This is a genomic window from Methylobacterium sp. P5_C11, assembly GCF_054049775.1.
The window spans coordinates 22,151-43,987 of the sequence record NZ_JBFULS010000039.1 but is presented as its reverse complement, the minus strand read 5'-3'; the positions used below and the strand labels follow the sequence as shown (position 1 = coordinate 43,987).

Here is a 21,837-nt window from a genome sequence, read left to right as displayed (position 1 = left end):
CTTCGCACTCTGTCGCGCTTCGAAGGCGCAGAGCGCATGCCGAACCTGCGCCCGTCAAGAAGACGGGCGGCCTCCTGCCGGAGACCGCCCGCGCAACCTGTGCTGCCTGAAACCGAGCCCTCAGGCGAGATCGACCTTCTTGGTTTCGGTCTTGGGGCTCTCGCCGGTGAGCGAGGCCTTCACGTAGCCGTAGAGGTGCAGCATCGTGCTGTTCGGGCTGTCCCAGTACTCGCCCTTCTCCGGATGGACGCGGATCAGCGCGACCTCGGGATCGTTCTTGCCGTTCGGGAACCAGGTCTTCAGGCTCTCATTCCACTTCGCGTCGATGATCGCTTGATCACGGACGATCTCGGCCTTGCCGGCCACCGAGACGTAGTTCTGGCTCGACGGGTCGGAATAGGCGAGGTTGATCTGGTTGTCCCGGCTGATCTCCGCCGTCTTGGGCGAGTGCAGCTTGGTGAAGAACCACAGGTCGCCGTTCTCGTCGGCGTCGTTGTTCCACATCGGGCGGCTGTTGAGCGTGCCGTCGGAATCGACGGTGGTCATCATGGCGATCTTCACGTCCTTGATGAGCTCGAACAGCTTCTTCGCGCCCGCGTGGTCGCGGTGGTTGCCCTGATGCATGAAAGTGGTCTCCTACGCGTCGTGTCGGTCCCGGCGGGGTCTCCGGAGGGGTGCCCTGCCTGAAGGCTGCCCCGACAACGGATCAGTCTCCCGTTGGTTCAGCTTGCCCGCGCGGCGAGGAGGTTCGGATGACGCGTCTTCGGGTGATCGGCCGCGCAGCGGCCTTCCTGATGCTGGCCGGGTCCGGCCTCCGCGTGCTGCCGGCCGCCGCCGAGGTGCGCTTCGGCCCGGGCGTGCGCATCGGCGGCCATGACTTCTCGAACCGGCGCACCGGCAGCGTCCATGTCGAGCGCGTGAAGCGCCTGCGCGGCCCGCTCGGCTGCCGCCGCCTGCGCCACGGAGTTTACAGGCGCGGCGACGGGAGCGTGGTGCGCGGCCCCATGGAGGAATGCAACCTCATTGCCCGCCCGCATTGACGCGAACCGGCTGGCCGCCCGGCGGGGACGACCGCAGGGACGTCGGTGCTCGGCGCGATGAGCGATTGCAGGGCCGGGGTCTGGTGTTCTCGGCCCGCTCGGTTACATGCACTGGCATACCTGTTTGCCCGCTGGAGGACATCTTGGCGATCACCCGCGACGACGTGCTGAAGGCGCTCGCCAGCGTCACCGTCGATGCCGCCGGCACCACCCTGCCGGGCTCCGGCCGGCTGTCCCAGGTCGTGGTCGATCCGAACAGCCGCGTGATGTTCTCGATCCTGGTCGATCCCAGCGAGGCCGAGCGCTTCGAGCCGGTGCGGCGGCAGGCGGAGGGCCGGGTCCTGCAGATGCCGGGCGTTTCGGGGGTGTTCGCGAGCCTCACCTCCGAGCGAGATCAGAGCCATCCGGCCCAGAGCAGCGCCGCCCCGCGGCCCGTGACGCCGCCGCCGGTCGCGCCACCGCGGCCCGGCGCGCCGCCGAACCAGGGGCCGCAGATCGCGGGCGTGCGCCACATCGTGGCGGTCGCCTCCGGCAAGGGCGGCGTCGGCAAGTCCACCACCGCCTGCAACCTCGCCCTGGCGCTCCAGGCGCAGGGGCTGAAGGTCGGCCTCCTCGACGCCGACATCTACGGCCCGTCCGTGCCGAAGCTGTTCGGCCTCTCGGGCAAGCCGAATGTCGTCGACAACAAGGCCATGGAGCCGATGGTCGGCTACGGGCTCAAGGTCATGTCGATCGGCTTCCTGATCGAGCCCGAGACGGCGATGATCTGGCGCGGGCCGATGGTGCAGTCGGCCATCACCCAGATGCTGCGCGACGTGCTCTGGGGCGAGCTCGACGTGCTGCTCGTCGACATGCCCCCCGGCACCGGCGACGCCCAGCTCACCATGGCGCAGGCGACGCCGCTCTCGGGCGCCGTGATCGTCTCGACGCCCCAGGACCTCGCGCTGATCGACGCGCGGCGCGGCGTGACCATGTTCAAGAAGGTCGCGGTGCCGATCCTCGGCGTGATCGAGAACATGGCGACCTTCGTCTGCCCGAATTGCGGCCACGCCTCCCACATCTTCGGGCATGGCGGTGCGCGCATCGAGGCGCAGCGCCTCGGCGTGCCGTTCCTCGGCGAGGTGCCCCTCGACATGACCATCCGGGAGACCTCGGATGCCGGCCGGCCGGTGGTGGCCACCGACCCGGACGGGCCGCACGCCAAGGTCTACCGGGAGATCGCCGCTCAGCTCTGGGCGAACCTGTCCGGCGCGCCGGCCGGGCGCACGGCCCCGAAGATCGTTTTCGAGTGAGGCGATGGCGCCGCCCGTCCTGGGCCTGATCCTGGCCGGCGGACGGGCGCGGCGCATGGGCGGCGGCGACAAGCCGCTGCTGCGGCTCGGGGGGCGGACGCTGCTGGAGCGGGTGGTCGAACGGCTCGGGCCGCAATGCGGCGCGGGGCTGGCGCTCAGCGCCAACGGCGACCCGGCGCGGTTCTCCGGGTTTCCCGGGCCGGTGCTGCCGGACCCCGTTCCGGATCAGCCGGGACCGCTCGCCGGCATCCTCGCCGGGCTGGAGCACGCGGCGGCGCAGGGCATCGCGCGGATGGTGAGCGTGTCGGGCGACGCGCCGTTCCTGCCTGAGGATCTGGTGGCCCGGCTGCTCGGAGCCGCTCCGGACGACGGCATCGCTCTGGCAGCGTCAGGGGCACGCCAGCACTACACGATCGCCCTCTGGCCGACGGCCCTGCGGGACGATCTGCGGGCTTTTCTGGAGCGGGGCGAGCGGCGCGTTGGCGGCTTCATCGCGCGGCACGGGGCCGCGACGGCAACGTGGCCGGTCGAACCGGTGGACCCATTCCTCAACATCAATTCGCCGGAGGATCTGGCGGCGGCGGAATCAGGCCGCCCGTAAGGCTACGGGCGGCCCGTTCTCAGACCCGCTTCAGGCGGCGCCGACGGTCGCCTTCACGATCTTGTCCGGCGAGCGCGGCGGCTCGCCCTTGTTGATCGTGTCGACCACGTCCATGCCTTCCACGACCTTGCCCCACACCGTGTACTGCTTGTCGAGGAAGCGGGCGTCGTCGAAGCAGATGAAGAACTGCGAGTTCGCCGAGTGCGGGAAGTTGGTCCGCGCCATGGAGCAGGTGCCGCGCACGTGCGGCTCGGCGTTGAACTCGGCCTTCAGGTCCGGCAGGTCCGAGCCGCCCGAGCCGGTGCCCGTCGGGTCGCCCGTCTGGGCCATGAACCCGTCGATCACCCGGTGGAACGGCACGCCGTCGTAGAAGCCCTGGGCGGCGAGCGTCTTGATCCGCTCGACGTGGCCCGGGGCGAGGTCGGGACGCAGCGCGATCACGACGCGGCCCTTGGTGGTCTCCAGTACGATGGTCTCGTTGTCGGCCATATGTCTTTCCTTCCGGTTGGGGAGAACTGTATCGGCGCGCGCCGGATCCGGCCAGCGCCCTGAGGGGATCGCCGGCGGTCAGGCCGGCGGGCGGTAGACGAAGCGGAGCGCCACAGGCCGGCCCGCGATCGCCCGGCCGAGGCCCGGCGTGATGTGGACCGGGGTGCAGCGCGCCAGGGCGTCGAGGGTCCCGCGCACCAGGGTCGTCCGCTGATCGCCCGCGACGCCGGCGGCGTAGGTGACGCGCGGCGGCCCGATCAGGCTGCCGTCACGCTTGAGCGCGAGCCGCAGGGTGATCTCGAAGGCGTCGGCCCCGCCGCTGGGGCGGTCGAGCCCGACCGGCGCCTGCCAGCAGGCGGCGAGCGCCGGATAGAGTTCGGCCAAAGTGTCGGCAGGCCGCGTCGCCATCCGCGACACCGGCACCGCGATCGTGGCGCGCAGGGTCTGCGGCAGGCTCAACGGATAGCCGCCCCCCGGCTCGTACGCGTAGCCGTAGAAGGGCACATCGTAGGCCGCCGCCGCCGCCGGGATCAGGCTCAGCAGCAGGATCGAGGCGGCGCGCCGGCCGTGCATGCGGCCGCTACTTGGCCTTATCGGCGAGGGTCATGCTGACGATCTTGTCGGGATCCTGCACGGCACCGCCCGGCGCACCGGGCGCGGCCTTCTTGATCTTGTCGAGCACGTCGAGCCCGTCCGTGACGTTGCCGACGATCGTGTACTGGCCGTTGAGGAACGGCGCGTCTCCCAGGCAGATGAAGAACTGCGAGTTCGCCGAGTTCGGGTCCTGCGAGCGGGCCATGCCCACCGTGCCGCGGCGGAACTGCGCGGTCTGCGAGAACTCCGCCGGGATGTTCGGCAGGCTGGAGCCGCCGGTGCCGTTGCCCTTCGGGTCGCCGGTCTGGGCCATGAAGCCGTCGATGACGCGGTGGAACTTCAGGCCGTTGTAGAAGCCCTGGGAGACCAGCGTCTTGATCTGCTTGACGTGCCTGGGCGCCAGGTCCGGTCGCAGCTCGACGGTGATCCGGCCGTCCTTGGTCTGGAGATAGACGGTGTTGGCGTCGGCGGCCCAGGCCGCGTTGGCGGTGCCCAGCGTGAGGGCGAGCGCGAGGAGGGCGTGGCGTCGGTTCATAGGACCTTCCAGTCTCAGGAATGGGCGGCGAAGCGCTGCCGGAGGCGCGCGGCCACGGCGGCGGGCACGAAGGGCGAGACATCCCCGCCCATGCCGGCGATCTGGCGCACCAGCGTCGCGGTGATCGGGCGGACCTGAATCGACGCCGGCAGGAACACGGTCTGCACCTCCGGCGCCATGGCGCCGTTCATGCCCGCGAGCTGCATCTCGTAATCGAGGTCGGTGCCGTCGCGCAGGCCGCGGATGAACAGCGCGGCACCGCTGCGCCGGGCGGCCGAGACGGCGAGATCGTTGAAGGTGACGATCTCCAGCGTCGCGCCCTCGGCCTGGGCCACCGGCCCGCAGGTCTCGGTGAGGAGCGCCGCCCGCTCCTCGGCGGAGAACAGAGGCGCCTTGCCGGGATGCACGCCGATGGCGATCACGAGGCGGTCCACCAGCCGACAGGCTTGGCGGACCACGTCGAGATGGCCGTTCGTGACCGGATCGAAGGAGCCGGCATAGAGGGCGGTGCGGGTCATCGCGACCCGACCTAGAGCATTTTCGCGCCGGACGGAACCTGGGGCGGAAGCGGGGCCATGGTGAGCCGCTGGCGCGGCGCTCTTTGCGCTGGATCCCGGATCAGGTTCCGCTGATGCTCCACCTGTCCGGGAAAGGGCGCGCTCGAGAATGAAACGCTACCCTTTCCCGGGCGCATGTAGCGACAGCGGAATGCGACCCGGGACCCAGCGCAGGACTCCGCTGCGCATCTGCGCCGACGCGAGCGCGGCCTCAGGCCTCCTCGCCTCCCTCTGCACCGGCTTCGGCGCCCTCGTCCTCGCCCTCGATGTGCTCCACCGAGACAACCTTCTCGTCCTTGGCGGTGTTGAACACCGTCACGCCCTGCGAGGCGCGGCCGACGATCCGGATGTCGTCCACCGGCACGCGGATCAACTGGCCGCCATCGGTGACCAGCATGATCTGGTCGGAGGCCTCCACGGGGAAGGATGCCACGAGGCTGCCGTTGCGGGCGTTGACCCGCATCGCCGTGATGCCCTTTCCGCCGCGTCCCGAGGTCCGGTACTCGAACGACGAGGAGCGCTTGCCGAAGCCCCGCTCCGACAGGGTGAGCACGTACTGCTCGGCGCCCCCCATCTCGTTGTAGCGGTCGAGCGAGATCGCCGCGGCCTCGGCGCCGTCCTCGGCCTCCGCCTCGACACCGTCCTCCGCCTCGCCTGTGACGGCGCGGCGCATCTTCAGGTAGCCGGCCCGCTCCTCGGCGGTGGCGTCGAAGGCGTTCAGGATGGTCATCGAGATGACCCGGTCGTCCTTCGCCAGCAGGATGCCGCGCACGCCGGTGGAATCGCGGCCCTTGAAGACGCGCACGTCCTCGACGGGGAAGCGGATGCACTGGCCCATCGCTGTCGTGAGCAGCACGTTCTGGTCCGGCCGGCAGATCTCGACATGGACGATGTGGTCGCCCGGATCGAGCTTCATGGCGATCTTGCCGTTGCGGTTCACCGTGGTGAAGTCCGACAGCTTGTTGCGCCGGACGTTACCGCTCGCGGTCGCGAACATCACGTCCAGCGTCTCCCAGGACGCCTCGTCCTCGGGCAGCGGCATGATCGTGGTGATGCGCTCGGAGGTGTCCTGCAGCTGCAGGATGTTGACCAGCGCCTTGCCGCGGGCGTTCGGGGCGGCCATGGGCAGGCGCCAGACCTTCTCCTTGTAGGCCTGGCCCTGGCTGGAGAAGAACAGCACCGGCGTGTGGGTGTTGGCCACGAACAGGCGGGTGACGAAATCCTCGTCGCGGGTCGCCATGCCGGAGCGGCCCTTCCCGCCTCGGCGCTGTGCCCGGTAGGTCGAGAGCGGCACGCGCTTGACGTAGCCGGCATGGGACACGGTCACCACCATGTCCTCGCGGGCGATCAGATCCTCGTCCTCGACGCTGCCGTCGAAATCGACGATCTCGGTCCGGCGCGGGGTGGCGAAGAGCGCGCGCACCTCGGCCAGCTCGGTCTTGACGATCGCCTGGATGCGGACGCGCGAGCGCAGAATGTCGAGGTAGTCGGCGATCTCGTCGGCGAGTGTCTTCAACTCGTCGCCGACCTCGTCGCGGCCGAGAGCCGTGAGGCGCTGCAGGCGTAGGTCGAGGATGGCGCGGGCCTGGGTCTCGGACAGGCGGTAGGTCCCGTCCTCAGCGACCCGGTGGCGCGGGTCGTCCACCAGGGCGATCAGCGGCGCGATGTCGTAGGCTGGCCAGTCGCGGTCCATCAGGGCCTCGCGGGCCGTGTTCGGGTCCGGCGAGGTGCGGATCAGCCGGATCACCTCGTCGATGTTGGCGACCGCGATGGCCAGACCGCACAAGACGTGGGCGCGCTCGCGGGCCTTGCCGAGCAGGAACTTGGTGCGCCGGGAGACGACCTCCTCGCGGAAATCCACGAAGGCCTGGAGGAGGTCCTTCAGGTTCATCAGTTCGGGGCGGCCGCCGTTCAGCGCCACCATGTTGCAGCCGAAGGAGGATTGCAGCGGCGTGAACCGGTAGAGCTGGTTCAGCACGACGTCCGCCATGGCGTCGCGCTTGATCTCGACGACGATGCGCATGCCGGAGCGATCGGATTCGTCACGCAGGTCCGAGATGCCCTCGACCCGCTTCTCCTTCACCAGCTCGGCGATCTTCTCGACCAGCGTCGCCTTGTTCACCTGATAGGGGATCTCGGTGAAGATCAGCGCCTCGCGCTCCTTGCGTAGCTCCTCGACATGCGACTTGGCCCGCATGATCACCGAGCCGCGCCCGGTCGCGTAGGCCTGCCGGGTGCCGGCGCGGCCGAGGATCATGCCGCCGGTGGGGAAATCCGGGCCGGGCACGATCTCGGTGAGCTGCTCGATGGTCAGCCCCGGCTCGTCGATCAGCGCCACGCAGGCGTCGATCAGCTCGCCCAGATTGTGGGGCGGGATGTTGGTCGCCATGCCGACCGCGATGCCGCCGGCGCCATTGGCTAGCAGGTTCGGGAACCGAGCCGGGAGGACTTTGGGCTCCTCCCGCGATTCGTCGTAGTTCGGCTGGAAATCAACGGTGTTCTTGTCGATGTCGGAGAGCAGCGCGGTGGCGGGCTTGGCGAGCCGCGATTCGGTGTAGCGCATGGCGGCCGGCGGATCGCCGTCCACCGAGCCGAAATTGCCCTGCCCGTCGATGAGCATCAGGCGCATGGAGAAGTCCTGCGCCATCCGCACCAGGGCGTCGTAGATCGATTGGTCGCCGTGCGGGTGGTAGAGGCCGATCACGTCGCCGACGATGCGCGCCGACTTCACGTATTTCCGCTCGGGCAGGTGCCCGGATTCGAAGGCGGAGTAGAGGATGCGCCGGTGCACCGGCTTCAGCCCGTCGCGGGCATCGGGAAGCGCCCGGCTCACGATCACGCTCATGGCGTAATCGAGGTAGGAGCGGCGCATCTCGTCGGTGATGGAGACGGGGCGGATGTCGCTGGCGGACGGGGCGGCGCCAGTCGGATCGTTCTCGGCCAAGTCGATTTCCGTTCTGAGGCCCGGACGGGCGGTGCTCGCGGCGGCCACGTGACGCAGGGTGCGCCCGGACGGCCTTGCGGAAGAGCAGTGATATCAGACGGTTAAATAAGGTTTTCCAAGGCCGCCCGCAAGGTCGCGTCCCGGCCCGCTCGGGGGTCGGGACGCAGGTCAATTCGCTCAGTAGAACGTGAGGTGGCGGTGGCCCACGGCACGGCCGCGGAACGCGTGGTGCCGGTAGCCGTGGTGCCGGTAGCCGTGATGCCGGTAGCCGTAGTGGCGACGGTATCCGTAGTGGCGGCGCCAATGGTGGCGACGATGCCAGTGATGCCGGTGATGCCAATGCCGATGCCAGTGATGGCGCCGATGCCAGTGGCGCCGGTAGTGCCAACGGGCCTGCTGCACCGCGGGTGCGGGCGCCGTAGCCTCGGCTGTCGCCGGGACCGGAAGGGGTGCCGCGCGCGCGGGCGCGCTCGCCAAGCCGCCGAGCAGCGCGGCGAGAAGGACCAGGATTGGCCAGGGTCGCATCGTTTCTCTCCCGTGTGAGCACCCGTCCGAGTCCAGCGGAACCGGGCCGGCGCGCCTCGCGCGCCACCGCCAGAAACCGCCAAGGTCGGCAAACGGTTCGATCCGTCCTGACTGCGCAGACGCACGACCCTTGCGCGCGGTTAAGGAACACCCAGTTTCCGCTCAGCCTGTCCGGGCGGCTCCCCGCCCTGCCCCTCGACGAGTCGCGTAAGATCCCCATGGCGTTCGCGTTGTCAGACTCCCTTCGAGCCCTCCTGCCGCGCCGCTTCCGGGACCGCCATCCGCGGGTCGCCGTGGTCCGGCTCTCCGGCACGATCGGGGCGGTGTCGCCGTTTCGCCCTGGCCTCTCGATCGGCGGCGTGGCCGGCAGCCTCGAGCGCGCCTTCGGGATGCCGGGGGCCAAGGCGGTGGCCCTCGTGATCAACTCGCCCGGCGGCGCGCCCGCGCAGTCGCACCTGATCCATCGGCGCATCCGGGCGCTGGCCGAGGAGAAGGGACTGCCGGTGATCGCCTTCGTGGAAGATGTCGCGGCCTCCGGCGGCTACATGATCGCCTGCGCGGCCGACGAGATCGTCGCCGATCCGACCTCGATCGTCGGGTCGATCGGGGTGGTCTCGGCCGGGTTCGGCTTCCACGGCCTGCTGGAGAAGCTCGGCGTCGAGCGCCGCGTCCACACGCAGGGCGAGGCGAAGTCGATGCTCGATCCGTTCCGCCCGGAGGATCCCGCCGACGTGGAGCGCCTGAAGCGCCTTCAGGCCGACGTCCAGGACCTATTCACCAGCCTCGTCACAACTCGGCGCCCGAAGCTGGACCGCACCGAGAACCTGTTCACCGGCGCGGTCTGGACCGGGCGCCAGGCCCTGCCCCTCGGCCTCGTCGATGCCCTGGGCGACGTGCGGACCGTGATGCGGGCACGTTTCGGCGAGAAGGTCGACCTGCGGCTCGTGGCCGAGGCCCGGGGCGGCCTGCTCTCCCGCCTGCTGCGGCGCGGAGGCGCCCCGGGCGGAATCGAGGCCGGGATCGGGCTCGCCGAGGGGGCCGCGGCCGCCTTCGAGGAACGCGCGGCCTTCGCCCGATACGGGCTCTGACCGCACCGCGCCGTCCGCCTCAGACAGCGACCTGTGCGAGGACGTTCTCGATCTCGCTTCCTAGGTCGGCCGCCACGGCGTCCACGGTCTGCGCCGCTTCGGTGACGGTCGAGCGCCATCCGGGCCGAGCGCCGGGCGGCGCCCGACACGGTGGTGAGGCCGCTGGCGATGGCCTCGGTTGCGCCGCACGAAGCTGAACACCGTGGCGAACCCGCCGGAACAGGCGACCGCGTCATCCACCACGCCCGCTTCGGCGAAGCCGGACAGGTTCGGCGTGATCACCCGCGCGACGCGCGTCCCGGCGAGATGCGCCTTCGCACCGTCCATGCGGGCCGCCAGGACGAGCGCCAGGGTCCGCAGATTGCGCTCGCCGTCGGCGCACTGCCGCGCCTCCCTATGCGACAACGTCTGCCGTGACACGGTGATCCAGATGGCGCCGGCGGTGCGCGAGGCCGCCAGCATCGCAAGCAGGATCACCTTCGTGGACAGTGTCGCCGCGCGACGTGAGTCAGGACGTCTGGGTATATAGTGGTGTCCGTACGTATTGATCGTACGGACACTGTGAGAGGACACTGAAGGAGCCGTCAAAACTCGCTACAAAGGCGAAGTGCTGTCTGCGGCCTCAATCCTTCCCTGCACGACGCGCGGAGACGCGCGCCAGAGCGGCGAGGTCCTTCTCGCCGTCGCCGTGGCTGATCGCCTCGATGAGGCCGTCGCGCAGGACGCTGGCGAAGGGCATCGGCACGCCGGCATTCTCCGCCGCCTGGAGGGCGAGCCGGACGTCCTTGGCGCCGAGCTTGAGGATGAAGCCCGGCGGCTCGTAGCGGTTCTCGGCGATCGAGGCGCCGTAGCCCTTGTAGACCGGTGAGGCGAAGAGCGTGTTGGTCATCAGGTCGAGGAAGTCGGCCCCCGGAACCCCGTGGCCTTCCGTGAGGGCGCAGGCCTCCGCCATGGCCTCGATGGCGGAGATCAACATGAAGTTGCCGGCGAGTTTGACGGCGTTCGCCCGTGTCGGGTCATCGCCGAAGCGCCAGGTCCTGGCGCCCATGGCGTCGAGGAGGGGCGACGCGCGGTCGATCAGGGCCGGCTCGCCCGCAGCCACGATGTTGAGCTTGCCGGCCTCCGCCACGTCCGGGCGTCCGAAGACCGGCGCCGAGATGTAGGGGACCCCCGCCCGCCCGTGCACGGCGGCGAGCTGGCCGGCCAGCGCCACCGAGACGGTGCTCATGCCGATATGCAGGCCCGGGCGCTCCGGCCGGTCGAGCAGGCCGCCCGCCACGATCACGGCTTCGAGGGCCGCGTCGTCGGCCAGCATGGTGATCACCACCTCGCCCGCGAAGGCCTCCGCGGCGCTCCCCACCGGGGTGACGCCTGCGATGCCCTGGGCGGCCTCCGGCGTGCGGTTCCAGGCCCGGACCCGGTGGCCGGCCCGCGCGAGGCTCGCCGCCATGCCGCGGCCCATCCGCCCCATCCCGATGAATCCGACGTCCATGGTGTGCTCCTCGGCGCGATCCCTCGTCTGCCAACCTGGGCAGGCCCGGCTGTCGGTCAACAGCGCCCGGCCGGATTTGCGCCGATCGCCGGGCGTGGCAAGGTCGGCGCCATGCTGCGCAACCGCATCACCGACATCCTCGGCCTGCGGGTCGGTCACGCGAGCGACCTGAAGATCGCCAGCGGCGTCACGGCGATCCTGTTCGACGCGCCGGTGGTCGCCGCCGTGGACGTGCGCGGGGGCGGCCCGGGAACCCGCGAGACCGACCTGCTCGATCCCGAGCGCACGGTCGAGCGGATCGACGCGCTGGTGCTGTCGGGCGGTTCGGCCTTCGGTCTCGATGCGGCCGCCGGCGTGACGGCGTGGCTCGCCGAGGCCGGTCGGGGTTTCCCGGTGGGCGCGATGCGCGTCCCGATCGTGCCCGGCGCGATCCTGTTCGATCTCCTGAACGGGGGCGACAAGGCGTGGGGCCGCTATCCGCCCTATCGGGAACTCGGCTTCCAGGCCGCCGCGGCCGCGGCGGCGGACTTCGCCCTGGGCTCCGTGGGCGCCGGGACCGGGGCGCGCACGGGCCGGCTGAAGGGCGGGATCGGCTCCGCCTCGGCCGCGGTGCCGGGGACCGGTTTCCGGGTCGGTGCGCTGGCAGCCGTGAACGCCTTCGGCAATGCCACGGTCGGCGACGGACCGCATTTCTGGGCCGCGCCGTTCGAGGAGGGCGCCGAGTTCGGCGGCCTGGGCTTCCCGGATCGGGTGCCGCCGCAGGCCCTCGCCTTCCCCGCGCGCGCCCTGCCCGGCTCCGCCACGACGCTCGCCGTGGTGGCGACCGATGCGGTGCTGACCAAGGCCCAGTGCCGGCGCCTCGCGGTGGCGGCCCAGGACGGCCTGGCCCGCGCCCTCGTGCCGGCGCACACGCCCCTCGACGGCGATCTCGTCTTCGCGGCGGCCACCGGCGCCGTGGCGGTCGACGACCCGGTGGTGGACGTCGCGCGCCTCGGCGATGCGGCGGCATGCGTGCTGGCCCGCGCCATCGCTCGCGGGGTGTTCTGCGCCCGGACTCTGCCGGATCGCGCGGTCGCTCCGCCGCTATCTTGGACGGGCCTGCCGCCGGCCTGGATCGACGTGTTCGGCGCCTGACCGTCCGCGCGGAACGAAGTTCCGGAGACGGTGTTACCGGGCGCGGCCGAAGGCCGTGTCGCGGTTCGGACCTTCCCGGGCGGCGGCCTGTTTCAATCGGGAGGGATCCTCATGAGAATGACCGGCCTGATCGTCGCCGCGTCCGTCGCGCTGTTTGCCGGCGGAGCCCAGGCGATGCCCGTGACGCCCCTGACCGGCGGCGAGGCCTCGATCACCCTCGTGCGCGGCGGCTGCGGGTTCGGCGCGCATCGCGGACCCTATGGCGGCTGCCGCCTGAATCGCGGCCCGCGGGGCGCCATGCGCCGGGCGGTCACCGGCGCCCCCGGCGGCTGCCCGCCCGGCCTGTATCGCGGCCCGCGCGGCTACTGCCACCGCTGACACGATGCGACGCCGCCCGGTTCGACGGGCGGCGTCCGTCGCCGGAGCCGCGCCCTTCGAGGAGGCGTGTCAGATCTCCGCCCGGGCATCCTCGATCAGCTGCGCCAGCCCGGCATCGACCTCCTCGGCCAGCATTCTGCGCTCGGCATCGGTGAGATCCTTGGCCCAGGCGCCGCCGCCGAACCCCTCCGTGCAGCGCGCCCGCTCGGAGGCGATGTAGGCCTCGGTCTCGGCCGGCCGCGTCTTCATGGCGTGAACGAGGCCGAACCACGCCGCCCGCTCCACCACGGCGAGCCGTGCCCGCAGGCGGATCGCCACCGCCTTGTCCGGATCGATCCCGTTCTCGCTCATGGTCTGTCCCCTTCATCCTGCTTCGAGAGCTGCGCGATCAGGCCCTGAAGCTGTCCCGGCACCGGCTCGCTCGCCGAACGCGCGTAGAGCACGCGCAGTTGCCGCCCGATCTCCGCGAGGCTCATGGAGCCCTTGGCGATCACCCGGTCGGCTTGCCGGTTCAGGCTCTCCTTCTCGGCGGTGGTGATCTCCTTGGCGGTGAGAACCACCACCGGCACGTCGCCGTCGGGCCTCGCACGCAGCGCCCGCAGGAAGCCGAACCCGTCCATCTCGGGCATCATCAGGTCGAGGAGGATCAGGCTCGGCCGCGCCTGGCTGACCCGCTCCAGGGCGATCCGGCCGTTCTCCGCCTCGTCGACGGTCCAGCCCTCTCGGCCCAGCGACCGACGCAGGCGCTCGCGGGCATCCGCGTCGTCATCGACCACGAGGACGCGCGCCTCGTCCGGCGCCTCCGGCCGGTAGCGCTCCATCAGACCCTTGAGGCGATCCCAGTCGATCGGCTTGACGAAGTAGTCGGTGGCGCCGAGCGCCTGGCCGAGGCCCTGCTCGGCCACCACCGAGGTCATGATCACCGGCGTCCCGGCCAGCTCGGGATCGTTGCGCACCGCGTGCAGCACCGCCCAGCCGTCCATCCGCGGCATCTCGACGTCGAGCAGGATCGCCCGCGGCCGCAGCGCCCGGGCGAGCGTCAGGCCGGCGCGCCCGTCATTGGCGGTGCGGACGTGGAAGCCCTCCCGTTCCAGGAAGCGCTGGAGCAGCTCCCGGGCGGCCGGATCGTCGTCGACCAGCAGCACCGTCTCGTGCTCCTCGTGCGGCTCCACCGGGGTGTGGGGCTCGGCCTCGGTCGGCGGCGCATCCTCGGGCTGCAGAATCGCGGGCAGGCGGATCGTGAAGGTCGCCCCCGCCCCCGGTGTGCTCGCGACGCTGATGTCGCCGCCCATCGTCCGGCAGAACGCGCGGGTGATGGCGAGCCCGAGACCCGTGCCGCCGAACTGTCGCGTGGTCGAGTCGTCGGCCTGGACGAAGCGCTCGAACAGGCGCCCGATCTGTTCCTCGCTCAGGCCGATGCCCGTGTCGCTCACCGCGAAGGACAGCCAGTCCGCCCCCGACTCCCGGTGACGGCGCACCGTCAGGGTGATGGTCCCCGTCTCGGTGAACTTGGCGGCGTTGCCGATCAGGTTCAGGAGGCACTGGCGGATCTTGGTCTGGTCCTGGTGCATGGAGCCGAGGTCGGCGCCGTCCCCCGCGCCCGTATCGAGCACGAAGCGGTTGCCCTTCTTCTCCACCAGGGAGCCGGTGGAGTCGGAGACGTCCCGGAGCAGCTCCGTCACCGGGAAGGTCTCGGCAGAGGCGGTCATGCGGCCGGCCTCGATCTTCGAGATATCGAGGACGTCGTTGATCAGCGACAGCAGGTGGCGCGCGGCCGCCTCGATCTTGCGCAGGTCGGGCAGGAGGGCCGCCTGGCCGATATCCTCCAGCTCCTCGCCGAGCATCTCGGAATAGCCGATCACCGCCGAGAGGGGCGTGCGCAGCTCGTGGCTCATGTTGGCGATGAACTGGCTCTTCGCCCGGTTCGCCGCCTCGGCGGCCTGCCGTGCGCGCTCCACCGCCTCCTCGGCCTCCTTGCGATCCGTGACGTCGATGCAGGTGCCGACCCATTCCCGCAGGGTCCCGTCCTCGGCGAGAACCGGCACGCCGCGCACCTCCATGGCCCGCCAAGCCCCGTCGAAGCGGCGCAACCGGTACTCGACCTCGTAGATCTGGCGCGCCTCTACGCAGGCCGCCCAGGCGTCGGCGGCGTGGCCCCGGTCGTCGGGATGGACGGCGTCCAGCCAGCCCCAGCCCTGGTAGGCCTCCTCGCTCTGCCCGGTATAGGTGCTCCAGCGGACCTGCGGCGGCGTCAGCTCGCCGGCCGCATTGGTGTTCCAGATCACCGCCGCCGAGGCGTCCACCAGCGCCCGGAAGCGCTGCTCGGAATGGCGCAGGCGCTCCTCGACCGCCCGGCGGCCGGTGATGTCGGTGTTGGTCCCGTACCAGCGCAGGATCCGCCCGGACGGGTCCCGGTGCGGCATCGCCTTCGACAGGAACCAGCGATAGGTGCCGTCCCGCGCGCGCAGCGGGAACGTGTCCTCCCAGGAGCGCCCCAGGGTGACCGCGGCCCGGTAGCGCTCGGTCACCGCATCGACGTGTTCCGGATGATGGACGGACCGCCAGCCCCATCCCTGCATCCCGTCGAGGGACGTGCCGGTATAGTCGTACCAGCGCTGATTGTACCAGATGATCGTGCCGTCGGCCTCGGCGATCCAGGCAAGCTGCGGCAGCGTCTCGGCGAGGTTGCGGTAATCGGCCTCCGTGACGGCCTCCGGCACGCCCTCAGTCTCGCTCATCGACCCGACGCTGTCCCGCCATCCGCCCCGAGGCGGCTTCCCGGTATTCCTTATACACGCATCGCATCCGGATCCGACCGTCCGGAAGCGGGTGCCGGCGGCCTGCGGATCCGCAGGGCGTCCACCGTGTAGAGCGCGAGCGCCGCCCAGATCAGCGCGAGCATCAGCGCACGGTGCGGCGCGACGTGCTCACCGTAGACGAGGACGCTCAGGAGGAGCAGGCAGGTCGGCGCCACGTATTGCAGCAGGCCGAGGGTCGTGAGCCGCAAACGCACAGCCGCGGCGGCGAACCAGATCAGCGGCAGCGCGGTGGTCACGCCCGTGAGCATCAGGAGGGCGCGATCCCCCGGCGCGGCCGGCAGGAACGGCTCGGGCGAGAGGACGAGCCAGACGATCGCGGCGGGCAGGAGCAGCAGGGTCTCGGCCAGGAACCCGACCAGCGCGTCGACCCCGACGATCTTCCGGGCGAGACCGTAGAGCGCGAAGCTCACCGCCAGCGACAGCGACATCAGGGGCAGTTCCCCGGCCCACACCACCGCGACGGCGACGCCCGTCGCGGCGATGCCGATCGCGACGGCCTGCGCCGGACGCAGCCGCTCGCCCAGCACCACCCGCCCGAACGCCACGCTGACCAGGGGATTGATGTAGTAGCCGAGGCTCGCGTCGAGCAGGTGTCCGCTGCTGACCGCATAGAGGTAGAGCAGCCAGTTCACGCCGATCATCGCGGCCGAGAGCAGCAGCAGGGCGTGCCGTGGCCTGAGGGGCAGCGGCAGGTTCAGGCGGTGGCGCGCCGCGAGGATCAGCGCCAACGCCCCGGCGAACAGGCTCGACCAGACGATCCGCTCGGCCAAGATATGGTAGGGCGTGTAGGCCCCGAGCATCCGGAAATGCACCGGGACCAGCAGGCCCCAGCTCAGATAGGCGGCGAGCGCGTAGACGAGGCCCACGGAGTCCTCCCGGTCGGCCCGGTTGGGCGGCCGGGTCCGCGGGCTTTAGCCTGGGCGCGCAGCCCGGGTCAGGGGGTGGCGCGCAGGGCTGCCATCCGGAGGTCGCGGTCGAGGGGTCACGCCGCCCGGATCGTGGCGAGAAAGTGCCGCACCTCGCTGCCGAGGTCCGCGGATTGCCGGGCCAGCGCGGCGGCGCAGGCCTGCACCTGATCGGCAGCCGTCCCGGTTTCTCCCGCAGAGGTGGCAACGGACGCCATGGTGGCGGTCACCGCGCGTGTCCCGGCGGAAGCCTGCACGACGGTGCGGGCGATCTCCTGGGTGGCCGCCTCCTGCCGCGCCACCGAAGCCGCGACTCTGGCGGCGACCGCGTCGATCTCGTGGATCCGTGCGGTGATCGCGGCGATCACCGTGACCGCCTGATCGGTCACCCCCTGGATGCGGCCGATCTCTCCGGCGACGTCCCCCGTCGCCCGGGCCGCCTGCGCGGCGAGATCCTTGACCTCGCTCGCCACGATCGCGAATCCCCGACCCGCCTCTCCGGCGCGGGCCGCCTCGATGGTGGCGTTGAGCGCCAGCAGGTTGGTCTGGGCCGCGATGGCCCCGATCATCTCCACCACCGCGCCGACCTTGGCGGCGGCGGCGCTGAGATCCTGCACGAGGGTCGCGGTCCGATCCGCTTCGACGACGGCGTTCTGAGCGAGGATGGCCGAGCCGCCGATCTGCTGGCCGATCTCCGCCACGGTGGTTTCGAGCTCCTCGGCGGCGGCCGCCACCGTACCGACGTCGCGTGCGGCCGTCTCGGCGGCGCCGGCGACGGCCGTGGACTCGTCGACGGTCTGCGTCGCGGTGACGGTCAGGGTCCCGGCGGTGGACTGCAGGGCGACGATCGACTCCGACACCAAGCCGATGATGCGCCCCACCGTCAGCTCGAAGCCCTCGGCGAGCTGCAACAGGGTCCGGCTGCGGTCGGCGGTGGCTTCCTCGGCCTGACGCCGCGCGGTCTCCGCCTGCTCGGTGGCCTTCCGCGCGACGAGGGCCTTGATGCCCGCGACGGCGGTGCCGATGGCACCGATCTCGTCGCTGCGCCGCGCGTCCGGGACCTCCGCGTCGAGCTGCCCGGCCGACATGGCTTTCAGAGCCACCGTCAACCTGCCGAGGGGCCGGGCGACGCCGACATTCACCACCAGGACGCCGATCAGGATGCTGGCGGCGATGCCGCCTGCCGACAGGCCGATCGCCCACGACAAGGTCGTGCGGGTGTCCGCGCTGAGGGCGGCGGACCCCGTGCGGATCGACGTGCCGAGATCGTCCGCGAAGGCGTCGAGCGCGAAGAACAGCGTCTTCTGGAGCGGATCAACCTTCCTGTGCGCGAGCGTCAGGGCCTGGGCGCTCATGCCCTTCCTGGCCATGGCGCACATCTCGCCGGTGAGTTCGGCGTAGGTGCCCAGGAGGATCGCGATCCGGTCGGTCCGATCGTCGAATGTCGGGGCGTTCCGGCGTACGCCGTCGAGGAGGCGCGAAGCTTCGGCCGGGAGGGGTTCGAACGCGGCGCCGATGCGGTCCGACTCGTCCGGATCGGCCTCGCCGAGGGTGCGGAAGGCCACGTAGCTCATCTGATAGACCACGCGCCCCAGGCGTGCCGCCATCGCGGCCGCCGTGGCGTCGTGGCCGAGATAGACGCTATAGGCCGTATCGGCCGCGGTCATCCGTTCGGAGATGTGCCAAAGAAAACCAAACGCATTCACCGCGATGAAGGCGAACGCGAAGGCGATCTTGACGGCAATGGGGAACTTGAAGGGGCGACGCACTGGCTAAAGCTCCGCGCTGGTCGCTGCTTATGTGTCGCCCGGTTATGAAGTCGACTGCGAACGCGGGTCTTGGGACGGATCGGACGATGAATGGGACGGTTGCGCAAGCTTTCATCCCAGACGTGTGGATTGATTTTACGTTCAACCGTCGGCGCGTCGAATCGCACGGCGTTCCGAACGGTCGGCCGACAGCGGGCCGGCGGGCTACCGCGCGCGAGGTCTTCCCCGGTGGTGCGCCGTCGGCTCCATGGTCAGGGGGCCAGCCAGCCGCCCTGCCACGTGGATCCGCTCCGGCGCCAGGCGGCGCGCCGGTGGCCGCGGCGGTCGAGGTAGAGGAAATCCAGGCGTTCCACCCGGACCAGCACGGCGGCGAAGTGCGGCCGTCCCAGCGCCCCGGCCGTGGCCTCGTCCGGCAGGGCGTAGGCGCCCCCCGTCGGCAGGGCCGTGCCTGGGCCAGGTTCGCTCCCATAGCAGACCCGGCTCATCGACCGAGACCCGGCCCAGGCCGCCTCGGCCACTGCGTCGTCGACGTGCAGCGCGGCGCGGCCCTCGATGCGGATCTGGATCTTCGTCGCCTCGTCGTAGGCCGTCAGCGCGCAGGCCGGGTTCGCCAGGATCTCGGCGGCCTTGTCGGAGCGGTGGTCGCAGTGGAACCGGAGGGTTCCTGCGGCGCGGTCGGCGGCGCGCAGCACCACCGTGCGCAGCCGCGGGCCGCCCGCCGCGCCGAGCGTCGCCACCGTCGGCAGGTGAAACCCGCTGCGGCCGTGCGCGGCGCCGTCCGCCAGCAGGCCCCACAGCGCCTCGAACGTGGCGTCCAGGTCGTCGTAGTAGGCGGGCAGCGGCGCGCGGCTCATGGGCGACCGCGCTTCCGCTGCCGCTCGCGGAAGATCAGCGCGAGATTGCGCAGGTAGATGCCGGTGGAGAGCCCCTGGCCGATGATGATCACCGGCTCGCGGCGCACGAACCCGTAGACCAGGGTCATCAGGCCGCCGAGGATCGACAGGAACCAGAACGACAGCGGGATCACGCTCCGTCCGGCCCGCTCGCTGGCGATCCATTGCAGGATGAAGCGCGAGCCGAACACCACCTGGGCGACGATGCCGAAGACCAGCCAGAAGTCGAGCCGGGTGACGAACACATCGTAGAAATAGGCCGGCAGATCGTGGGCGAGCTGGATCAGCATCCGACGTCCTGGTCTGTCGGCGCGCCCGCCGGGCGGGCGACCTCCTCCGGCCGCGGATCGGCGCGCTTGCGCCGGATCAGCCACCAGACCCCGGCGAGATCGAGGAGCCCGACCCAGAGCCGGTCGAACAGACCGTACTTCGAGACGCCCGTGAGCCGCGGCCGGTCTACCACGTCGCGGTGGACCACGGAGAAGCCCTCCCGGGCCACCAGGGCCGGCATGAACCGGTGGAGGGCGTCGAAATAGGGCAGCCGGAGATACACGGCGCGCCGGAAGACCTTGAGACCGCAGCCGGTGTCGCGGGTCGCGTCGTTCAGGATCCGCCCGCGGACACCGTTGGCGATGCGCGACTGGAGCATCTTGAAGCGCCCGTCCTTGCGCCCGCGCCGCTGGCCCTGGGCGAGGCCCGCATCCGGACCCGCCGCCTCCAGGGCGGCCAGGAGGGCGGGGATGAAGGCCGGATCGTTCTGGCCGTCGCCGTCGAGGGTCGCCACGACGGTGCCGCGGGCGGCCAGGACGCCGCTGCGCACCGCCGCCGACTGACCGCCGCTCCGGGCATGGTGCAGGATCCTCAGCCAGGGCCGCCCCGCCCGGGCCGCCGCCAGGGCCGCCCGCGTCCCGTCGGTGGACGCGTCATCCACGTAGATCAGCTCGAAGGCGAGGCCCGCGCAGGCGGCCTCGATCTCGGCCACCAGGGGCGCGATGTTACCGGCCTCGTTCTTCACGGGCACGACGATGCTGAGATGCGGGGCGTCGCTCACGGGGTCACCGCGTAGGCCGTCACGAAGACCCGGCGGCCGGTGTTGAGGTTGAAGCCGTCGACCTCCGCCAGGGGCGCGGGTGCGCCGCGCCCCACGGGCCAGGCCGCGTTGAAGGTGTCGCGGTCGCGGGATTCCACGAACAGCAGCCGGCAGCCGCCGCCCTCGAGGAAGGACCGGGCGGCGGCGCCGTCGGGAGGCAGGGCGAGGTCGGTGCCGACGAGGAAGACGAGGCTCGGCTCCCGGTAGCCGAGGCTCGCCACCTGCGGGTCCGCGCAGGGCATCCGGTCGCGCAGGGCCGCGAGCCGCGGCGAGACCTTCAGGGCCGGCAGCGACAGCTGCGCCACGCCCAGGACCGCCGGCCCGAGCAGGATGGAGGCCACCACCCCGAGCACGAGGGCGCCCTCGGCCGAACCCTGCGCGAAGGCGCGCCAGGCCAGCGCCGCGACTGCGCAGGCGGCGGCGAGCAGCGGGAGGGCCGGCCACGGGATGGTGTGGGCGTCGAGCCGCCAGCCCGCGAGGCACAGGCCGAGCGTGAGGGCCACCGGGATCGCCGGCACCAGCAGGGCCGTCAGGCGTGCGCCCCGCAGGCGCGGGTCCAGCGCCCCCCGGGTCATCGCCAGCACGGTGAGGACCGCGAGCCACGGCATCAGCGGCAGAATGTAGTGCGGCAGCTTGGTCGGCACCGCCTCAAGGATCAGCCACGCCGGCAGCACGGCGGCGATCAGGAAGGCGACGGCGGGCTCCCGCCGCGTGTGCCACGCGAACGGCAGGCTCATGGCCGCGAAGGCGGCCCCCGGCCAGAAGGTAGCGAACACGGTGAGCGCGTAGGCGCCGGGTGGCGCCCAGTGGCGCTCGGCGCCGCCGCCGACCTTGGCCAGCATGTCGTGCCCGACCGCCTCGGTGTAGAAGGCGCCGCCGCTCTTCCACGCGATCGCCGCGAACCAGGGGGCGACCGCCAGGAGCGTCAGGGCGAGGCCGGGCAGCGGCCGAAGGGCGCCGAGCCAGCGGCCGGACCGGGCCACGACCGACAGGCCGAGCGCCGGCAGCGCCACGAAGAGCGGCACCATCGGCCCCTTCACCAGGATGCCCGCCRCCATCCCGAGCCAGAACGCCGCGACGGTCGGCCCGGATACGGGCTTGCCGTCGCGCCGCGCCAGCCAGGTGCGGGCGAGCGCGGCGAGGCTCGCGGTGGCGCAGGCGACGAGCAGCGCGTCGGTCTTGGCGAGATGCGCTTCGGCCGAGAGCATCAGGCAGGCGCCGTAGAGGGCGGCGGCGAGCAGCGCCCCCCGGCGGGGCAGGAACGCGAGCGCGGCCCAATAGGCGAGCAGCACCGAGGCGGTGGCGCCGATCAGGGACGGTATCCGGTACAGGGCGATCTGGGTGCGCGCTCCGGGCATGCCCAGCGCCTCGCCGGCCGCCACCGCGGCGGCCTGCGCCCAGTAGATCCCCGCCGGCTTCTTGTGCCGCGCCTCGCCCTGGAAGCGGATGTCCACGAGGTCGCCCGTCTCCAGCATCTGCTTCGAAGCCTGGGCGAAGCGCGGCTCGTCCCGGTCCATCGGCTGGAGCGAGATCTGGCCCGGCAGGAACAGGATCAGGCACAGCGTCAGCAGGGCCGCCACGGCGCGGCCGTGGGTGAGGCTCAGCGCGTCGAGCCCGCGGACGATCCGGTCGACTGGTGCGAGGCGCGGGGCGCCGCCGGCGGAGAGGCTCGTGATCATGCCGGGCCGGTCA

General features: G+C 71.4%; 23 protein-coding genes. 6 read left to right on the top strand and 17 right to left on the bottom strand.

Annotation, left to right across the window (positions count from 1 at the left end; genetic code table 11):
- Positions 1-120: 120 nt before the first annotated feature.
- On the bottom strand, positions 121-624 hold the full coding sequence (locus ACXJKQ_RS19155) for a pyridoxamine 5'-phosphate oxidase family protein (RefSeq protein ID WP_457107309.1): 504 nt from the start codon (positions 622-624) through the stop codon (positions 121-123).
- 170 nt (positions 625-794) lie between these two features.
- Here ACXJKQ_RS19155 and ACXJKQ_RS19150 point away from each other — a divergent pair, with 170 nt between their 5' ends.
- The 3 genes from ACXJKQ_RS19150 (at position 795) to mobA (ending at position 2,933) form a co-directional block, all read left to right on the top strand.
- On the top strand, positions 795-1,040 hold the full coding sequence (locus ACXJKQ_RS19150; RefSeq protein WP_457107315.1) for a hypothetical protein: 246 nt from the start codon (positions 795-797) through the stop codon (positions 1,038-1,040).
- Positions 1,041-1,183: 143 nt separating this feature from the next.
- Positions 1,184-2,332 carry an Mrp/NBP35 family ATP-binding protein gene (locus tag ACXJKQ_RS19145; RefSeq protein ID WP_457107308.1) on the top strand — a complete coding sequence of 383 codons (1,149 nt, stop codon included), beginning with the start codon at positions 1,184-1,186 and terminating at the stop codon, positions 2,330-2,332.
- A 4-nt stretch (positions 2,333-2,336) separates the two neighbouring features.
- Positions 2,337-2,933 carry a molybdenum cofactor guanylyltransferase MobA gene (mobA, locus tag ACXJKQ_RS19140; protein ID WP_457107307.1) on the top strand — a complete coding sequence of 199 codons (597 nt, stop codon included), beginning with the start codon at positions 2,337-2,339 and terminating at the stop codon, positions 2,931-2,933.
- Between the two features lie 30 nt (positions 2,934-2,963).
- Here the strand turns inward: mobA and ACXJKQ_RS19135 are convergent, their stop codons facing one another.
- From ACXJKQ_RS19135 to ACXJKQ_RS19110, 6 genes are all read right to left on the bottom strand, one after another.
- Positions 2,964-3,422 (bottom strand): peptidylprolyl isomerase, encoded by a 459-nt coding sequence (locus ACXJKQ_RS19135; RefSeq protein WP_043352288.1) that lies wholly within the window; start codon positions 3,420-3,422, stop codon positions 2,964-2,966.
- A gap of 78 nt (positions 3,423-3,500) precedes the next feature.
- Entirely contained in the window at positions 3,501-3,995 is a 495-nt protein-coding gene (locus ACXJKQ_RS19130) for a hypothetical protein (RefSeq protein WP_457107306.1), read from the bottom strand.
- Between the two features lie 7 nt (positions 3,996-4,002).
- The gene (locus ACXJKQ_RS19125; protein ID WP_457107305.1) at positions 4,003-4,551 is read right to left on the bottom strand and encodes a peptidylprolyl isomerase; all 549 of its coding nucleotides are present in this window, start codon (positions 4,549-4,551) and stop codon (positions 4,003-4,005) included.
- A 14-nt stretch (positions 4,552-4,565) separates the two neighbouring features.
- Positions 4,566-5,069 carry a pantetheine-phosphate adenylyltransferase gene (coaD, locus tag ACXJKQ_RS19120; protein ID WP_457107304.1) on the bottom strand — a complete coding sequence of 168 codons (504 nt, stop codon included), beginning with the start codon at positions 5,067-5,069 and terminating at the stop codon, positions 4,566-4,568.
- A gap of 250 nt (positions 5,070-5,319) precedes the next feature.
- Positions 5,320-8,052 carry a DNA gyrase subunit A gene (gene gyrA / locus ACXJKQ_RS19115; protein WP_457107303.1) on the bottom strand — a complete coding sequence of 911 codons (2,733 nt, stop codon included), beginning with the start codon at positions 8,050-8,052 and terminating at the stop codon, positions 5,320-5,322.
- 177 nt (positions 8,053-8,229) lie between these two features.
- The gene (locus ACXJKQ_RS19110) at positions 8,230-8,577 is read right to left on the bottom strand and encodes a hypothetical protein (RefSeq protein ID WP_457107302.1); all 348 of its coding nucleotides are present in this window, start codon (positions 8,575-8,577) and stop codon (positions 8,230-8,232) included.
- A gap of 218 nt (positions 8,578-8,795) precedes the next feature.
- Here ACXJKQ_RS19110 and ACXJKQ_RS19105 point away from each other — a divergent pair, with 218 nt between their 5' ends.
- A complete protein-coding gene (locus ACXJKQ_RS19105) occupies positions 8,796-9,665 on the top strand; it encodes a S49 family peptidase (RefSeq protein WP_457107301.1) in 870 nt (289 codons plus the stop codon).
- Positions 9,666-9,725: 60 nt separating this feature from the next.
- Here ACXJKQ_RS19105 and ACXJKQ_RS19100 read toward each other — a convergent pair whose 3' ends face one another.
- Positions 9,726-10,142: a hypothetical protein gene (locus ACXJKQ_RS19100; protein WP_457107300.1), complete on the bottom strand. Its 417-nt coding sequence runs from the start codon at positions 10,140-10,142 to the stop codon at positions 9,726-9,728.
- Between the two features lie 145 nt (positions 10,143-10,287).
- Positions 10,288-11,157 (bottom strand): NAD(P)-dependent oxidoreductase, encoded by an 870-nt coding sequence (locus ACXJKQ_RS19095; RefSeq protein ID WP_457107299.1) that lies wholly within the window; start codon positions 11,155-11,157, stop codon positions 10,288-10,290.
- 111 nt (positions 11,158-11,268) lie between these two features.
- Between ACXJKQ_RS19095 and ACXJKQ_RS19090 the strand changes: the two genes are divergently transcribed.
- Both ACXJKQ_RS19090 and ACXJKQ_RS19085 read left to right on the top strand, forming a co-directional pair.
- Positions 11,269-12,291 (top strand): P1 family peptidase, encoded by a 1,023-nt coding sequence (locus tag ACXJKQ_RS19090; RefSeq protein ID WP_457107298.1) that lies wholly within the window; start codon positions 11,269-11,271, stop codon positions 12,289-12,291.
- Positions 12,292-12,402: 111 nt separating this feature from the next.
- On the top strand, positions 12,403-12,669 hold the full coding sequence (locus ACXJKQ_RS19085) for a GCG_CRPN prefix-to-repeats domain-containing protein (protein ID WP_457107297.1): 267 nt from the start codon (positions 12,403-12,405) through the stop codon (positions 12,667-12,669).
- A 69-nt stretch (positions 12,670-12,738) separates the two neighbouring features.
- Here ACXJKQ_RS19085 and ACXJKQ_RS19080 read toward each other — a convergent pair whose 3' ends face one another.
- From ACXJKQ_RS19080 to ACXJKQ_RS19045, 8 genes are all read right to left on the bottom strand, one after another.
- A complete protein-coding gene (locus ACXJKQ_RS19080) occupies positions 12,739-13,020 on the bottom strand; it encodes a hypothetical protein (RefSeq protein ID WP_457107296.1) in 282 nt (93 codons plus the stop codon).
- Positions 13,017-15,407: a hybrid sensor histidine kinase/response regulator gene (locus tag ACXJKQ_RS19075; RefSeq protein WP_457107295.1), complete on the bottom strand. Its 2,391-nt coding sequence runs from the start codon at positions 15,405-15,407 to the stop codon at positions 13,017-13,019. Before ACXJKQ_RS19075 ends, ACXJKQ_RS19080 begins: the two co-directional genes overlap by 4 nt.
- Before the next feature lie 50 nt (positions 15,408-15,457).
- On the bottom strand, positions 15,458-16,354 hold the full coding sequence (gene rarD, locus ACXJKQ_RS19070) for an EamA family transporter RarD (RefSeq protein ID WP_457107294.1): 897 nt from the start codon (positions 16,352-16,354) through the stop codon (positions 15,458-15,460).
- A 116-nt stretch (positions 16,355-16,470) separates the two neighbouring features.
- On the bottom strand, positions 16,471-18,162 hold the full coding sequence (locus ACXJKQ_RS19065) for a methyl-accepting chemotaxis protein (protein ID WP_457107293.1): 1,692 nt from the start codon (positions 18,160-18,162) through the stop codon (positions 16,471-16,473).
- Positions 18,163-18,413: 251 nt separating this feature from the next.
- Entirely contained in the window at positions 18,414-19,016 is a 603-nt protein-coding gene (locus ACXJKQ_RS19060; protein WP_457107292.1) for a pyridoxamine 5'-phosphate oxidase family protein, read from the bottom strand.
- On the bottom strand, positions 19,013-19,345 hold the full coding sequence (locus ACXJKQ_RS19055; RefSeq protein ID WP_457107291.1) for a lipid-A-disaccharide synthase N-terminal domain-containing protein: 333 nt from the start codon (positions 19,343-19,345) through the stop codon (positions 19,013-19,015). Before ACXJKQ_RS19055 ends, ACXJKQ_RS19060 begins: the two co-directional genes overlap by 4 nt.
- The gene (locus tag ACXJKQ_RS19050) at positions 19,339-20,106 is read right to left on the bottom strand and encodes a glycosyltransferase family 2 protein (protein WP_457107290.1); all 768 of its coding nucleotides are present in this window, start codon (positions 20,104-20,106) and stop codon (positions 19,339-19,341) included. The genes ACXJKQ_RS19055 and ACXJKQ_RS19050 overlap by 7 nt, the downstream gene beginning before the upstream one ends.
- Complete coding sequence (locus ACXJKQ_RS19045) at positions 20,103-21,824, bottom strand: ArnT family glycosyltransferase (RefSeq protein WP_457107289.1); 1,722 nt, start codon at positions 21,822-21,824, stop codon at positions 20,103-20,105. Before ACXJKQ_RS19045 ends, ACXJKQ_RS19050 begins: the two co-directional genes overlap by 4 nt.
- Between the last annotated feature and the right edge of the window lie 13 nt (positions 21,825-21,837).